Raw genomic sequence first — 4,149 nt, forward strand, 5'->3', positions numbered from 1 at the left:
GGGCCGGCTCCTCACGGACCGGCCCCGCGGGGCGTTCGGGTGCGTTGTGCCCTCCCGGCCCCTTCGCGGGGATATCGTCTGGGGAGTGGACCAGAAGACGCATGAATCAGTGCAGTTGAACCCTGAGGCCACCGAGACCGACGAGACCATCGCCTGCGCTCGCTGTGGCACCCCCGCCGACGGTGCGCCGCCGACCTGGACCTGCTCCTTCGAGAACGGCCGCCGCCGCTACTTCTGCGACGACTGCGCCCGGGCCAACATCAGATCGATCGAGGGCCGCCTCGACTCCGCCTGGTGGTGAGGCCGGGCGCCCGGCCCGTCAGGCCGGCGTCTCCCGGCCCTCCGCGGCCGGGCCGCCGCCGGGCGCCGCGAAGCCGGGCACCCACGCCTCCATCTCGTCCCGCAGCCGCACGGTCGCGCCCAGCTGGCAGAGCACCCCGATCGTGCTCATCGTCACGCGGTGTATCAGCAGATACGCCGGCGGGAGGTTGAGCTGCCGGGCCAGCTGGTACGCGGGGGAGCGGGGGTCGGCGATCCGGGTCGCCTGCGCGCGCATCCAGCCGCGGGTGAAGGTGAACTCCGCCACCTGCGCCGGCTCGATGATCGGCAGGAGATAGTCGAGCACGGCACCCGGATCCAGCTCGATCTCCGGCTTGACGAACCCCTCGTCCCGCAGCAGCTCGTGCACGGCCTCGGCCTCGCCGTCCAGCGTCAGCCGCAGCGCCGTGCCGATCTCCGGCGGCAGGCCCTGCGGCAGCCGGTCGACCGTGCCGAAGTCCAGCACGCCCAGCCGCCACTTCTCCGGCGGGCCGCCGGGCTCGTCCCCGGTCAGCAGCCGGAAGTTGCCAGGGTGCGGGTCGGCGTGCAGCAGGCCCGTGCGCGCCGCGCCCGAGAAGAGGAAGCGCGCCAGCAGCTGCCCGGCCCGGTCCCGCTGCTCCTGGGTGCCCTCCGCTATCACCTCCGACAGCGGCAGCCCCTCCAGCCACTCCGTGACCAGCACCTGATCGCCCTGGTGCACCACCTCGGGGACGACCACGTCCGGATCGCCCGCGAACTCCTCGGCGTGCGCACGCTGCGCCCGGGCCTCCAGGGCGTAGTCCAGCTCCTCGGAGACCCGGTCCCGCAACTCCGTGATCAGCGGCTTGATGTCCATGCCCGGAACCAGCGGCCCCAGCAGTCTCGCGAACCGCCCCAGCTGGGTCAGATCCGACAGCAACGCCTCGCCCGCGCCGGGATACTGCACCTTCACGGCGACCTTCCGGCCGTCGTGCCAGACCGCCCGGTGCACCTGCCCGATCGAGGCGGCCGCCGCCGGCCGGTCGTCGAACTCCTCGAACAGCTCCCGCCAGTCCTCGCCGAGCCGCTCGGCCAGCGCCGCGTGCACCGTCTTCACCGGCATCGGCGGGGCCGCTTCCTGAAGCTTGGTCAGCGCGGCCCGGTACGGCCCGGCGACCTGCTCGGGAAGGGCCGACTCGAACACGGAGAGCGCCTGACCCAGCTTCATCGCACCCCCCTTGAGCTGCCCGAGCGTCGCGAAGAGCTGCTCTGCAGTGCGCTGCTGCAGCTCCGTCGCGATCAGCTCCGCCGGCCGGCCCCCGATGCGCTTGCCGAGCCCCAGGGCCGTGCGCCCCGCGAACCCCAGTGGCAAAGCGGCCAACTTGGCGGTACGCGTGACCGCCTTGCGGGGTAGATCAGACATTCGCCCCTCCAACTAGCTGAGCTGAACAGCCACGCCGCGGACGGCGGTTACCTGCTCATTGTCCCGTGCGGTGACCCCGTGGCCGCGGCACACCCGGCTTCCGGGGACCGCGCCGCGCCGCAGGGGCACCGCGGATGCGGCTCGACGGGCCGCGGGAGCCAGGCCGGACCCGGCAGCGCCAGCTCCAGCCGCACCCCCGCGCTCGCCGGGGACCCACCGTCGAGGAAGGCGAGCGCCCGCGCCACGGTCAGCCCCGCCACAACCGTGGCCAGTGCCATGTCGCACGACGGTACCCCCGAGCCGCGGCCGGACCGCCACTGGGCGAGCATCCGCGGCCAGGCCGGGTCGCGGCCGGCCCGCCCCAGCTCGACACAGCCCGCACAGGCCGTCGCGCCGGGCAGCACCAACGGGCCCACCAGACCGGTGGCTTCCAGGACGCCCGCGTACATATGGGGGATGCCGGACAGGACGAGCTCCTCCACGGCGCCGGGGTCGGGCGCATAGGCGGCGAGGCCGTCCCGCGGGGCGAGGACCACCAGCGCCAGCGGCGGCTCCGGCCGGCCGCTCCTGCGGGACCGCCGCCGGGGCTCCGGCGCCGCCTCCCGCACGGCCCGCCGCGCCGCGGCCTCCCGCCGCTCCCCGGGCCGCGCGGCGCCCAGCCCGACCGGCCCCGCGTCCCACGGCTCCACGCAGCCGCCGTCCATCACATCGACCTGCCCGACACCCGAGGCCGACAGCAGCGCCGCGACGGCCGCCCCCACCCGGCCCGCGCCCCGCACCTGCACCCGCACCGCCTGCCGCGCGCCCATCAGCCGCATCGCCTCGCCCGGGCCCGGGTGCAGCACGGACAGCGAGGCCAGGTCGGGCCGCAGCCGCTCCAGCGCCGCCCCCGTCTCGCGCAGGCCCGCGGCCCTGGCCTCCTCGCGCAGCAGCGGCATGCCGCGCGTGCCGTCGAGCAGGCCGAGGAAGCTGCCCGTCGCCGTATCCACCGGCCCCACCGTCACCGCATGCGCCGGGGCCACCCCGAACTGCACGGTGTCCCGGTTGCGCCAGCTGCGGCGCAGCGCGGGCTTGAGCATCGGATGCGCAGATTGCGCGGATTGCGTAGATTCATCGGATTGCGCGTGCTGGGCGTATTGCTTACGGCTCACGCGCTGTGCGGTCTTCTGCATGCTTCCCCCTTGATCGGCCCCCAGCATGGACCTCCCGCGCCGCCGCCGTGAGAAGTTGTCCACAGGCCTGGTGTGATCGTCGTACGAACGCTGTTCCCGTGGGGTCTTTGCCCCCGACAAGGACCGATGGGCGGGACTTCACACGCCGCCAGCCGGTAACGTCGGGGCGTGCCCGTCGACCCTCTGCACAGTGCCGCACGCCCACCGCGCAGCGCTTCCGGCCCGCTCACCCGCGGTGCCGAGCCCGGTGCGGTCGAGGTCAGGCGGAGCGCGCGCCGCCGCAGGACGGTGTCCGCGTACCGGGAGGGCGACCGCACCGTGGTCCTCATCCCCGCGCGCATGTCGGAGGCCGAGGAGCAGCGCTGGGTCACGACGATGCTCGACAAGCTCGCGGCGCAGGAGAGCAAGCGCATGCTCGGCGACTCCGAGCTCGCCGAGCGCGCCGCCCGCCTTTCGGAGCAGTACCTGGCAGGCCGGGCCCGCCCCGCGACCGTCCGCTGGGTCACCAACCAGAACACCCGCTGGGGCTCGTGCACCCCCGCCGAAGGCAGCATCCGCCTCTCGCACCGGCTGCAGGGCATGCCGGAGTACGTCCTCGACTACGTCCTCCTGCACGAGCTGGCGCACCTGCTCGTCCCCGGCCACGGCCCCGGCTTCTGGCGGCTCCTCGACGCCTACCCCCGCACCGAGCGCGCCCGCGGCTATCTGGAGGGCGTGGTGGCCGCCGACCGGCTGCCCCACCTCCCCGCGGCGCGCAGCGAGTGAGAAGCGAGTGAACCGGGCCCGGCGCCCGCGCGTCTCCCGCAGGGGACACGGCCGGTCCTGAGTCGGATGATCCAGCCCTCAGCCGTTAGCCTGGCGCAACGTATTCATCACACCTTTTCATCGCACGTTCGGATGGGGGACGGTCGTTACGCATGGCCAGGGAATTCCAGCGCGGCCACAAGGCCAAGATCAGTGACCTGACGGCGGGGACCGATCTGTACGTGGGAGTGCAGATCGCGGGTCCCGGCCTGACCTTCGACATCAGCTGCTTCGGCCTCGACGCCGCGGAGCGGCTCTCGGACGACCGGTACTTCGTCTTCTTCAACCAGCCCAAGTCGCCCGAGGGCGCCATCCAGCAGCTCGGCGCGCAGGCCGGGGACACGGAGTCCTTCCGCGTCACGCTCGACCAGATCCCCCCGCACATCCAGCGCCTCACCTTCACGGCCACCCTCGACGGCGCCGGCCAGATGTCGCAGATCGGCCCCGGCTACCTCCGCATCGTCGCGGGCGGCC

General features: G+C 73.8%; 5 protein-coding genes. 3 read left to right on the forward strand and 2 right to left on the reverse strand.

Annotated features, from left to right (window positions below; all coding sequences use genetic code 11):
- Positions 1-85 precede the first annotated feature (85 nt).
- Positions 86-301 (forward strand): hypothetical protein, encoded by a 216-nt coding sequence (locus ACSNOH_RS33635; RefSeq protein WP_391473888.1) that lies wholly within the window; start codon positions 86-88, stop codon positions 299-301.
- An 18-nt stretch (positions 302-319) separates the two neighbouring features.
- Here ACSNOH_RS33635 and ACSNOH_RS33640 read toward each other — a convergent pair whose 3' ends face one another.
- Together ACSNOH_RS33640 and ACSNOH_RS33645 are read right to left on the reverse strand one after the other, a co-directional pair.
- On the reverse strand, positions 320-1,699 hold the full coding sequence (locus tag ACSNOH_RS33640; RefSeq protein ID WP_436725242.1) for an ABC1 kinase family protein: 1,380 nt from the start codon (positions 1,697-1,699) through the stop codon (positions 320-322).
- A 47-nt stretch (positions 1,700-1,746) separates the two neighbouring features.
- Entirely contained in the window at positions 1,747-2,778 is a 1,032-nt protein-coding gene (locus ACSNOH_RS33645; protein WP_436725243.1) for a ThiF family adenylyltransferase, read from the reverse strand.
- A 261-nt stretch (positions 2,779-3,039) separates the two neighbouring features.
- Between ACSNOH_RS33645 and ACSNOH_RS33650 the strand changes: the two genes are divergently transcribed.
- Entirely contained in the window at positions 3,040-3,636 is a 597-nt protein-coding gene (locus tag ACSNOH_RS33650) for a M48 metallopeptidase family protein (RefSeq protein WP_436725244.1), read from the forward strand.
- A 152-nt stretch (positions 3,637-3,788) separates the two neighbouring features.
- On the forward strand, positions 3,789-4,149 hold a 361-nt coding region (locus ACSNOH_RS33655; protein ID WP_436725245.1), incomplete at its 3' end, for a TerD family protein.

Origin of the sequence: Streptomyces sp. URMC 127, from assembly GCF_051386535.1 — a bacterium.
GTDB lineage: Bacteria > Actinomycetota > Actinomycetes > Streptomycetales > Streptomycetaceae > Streptomyces.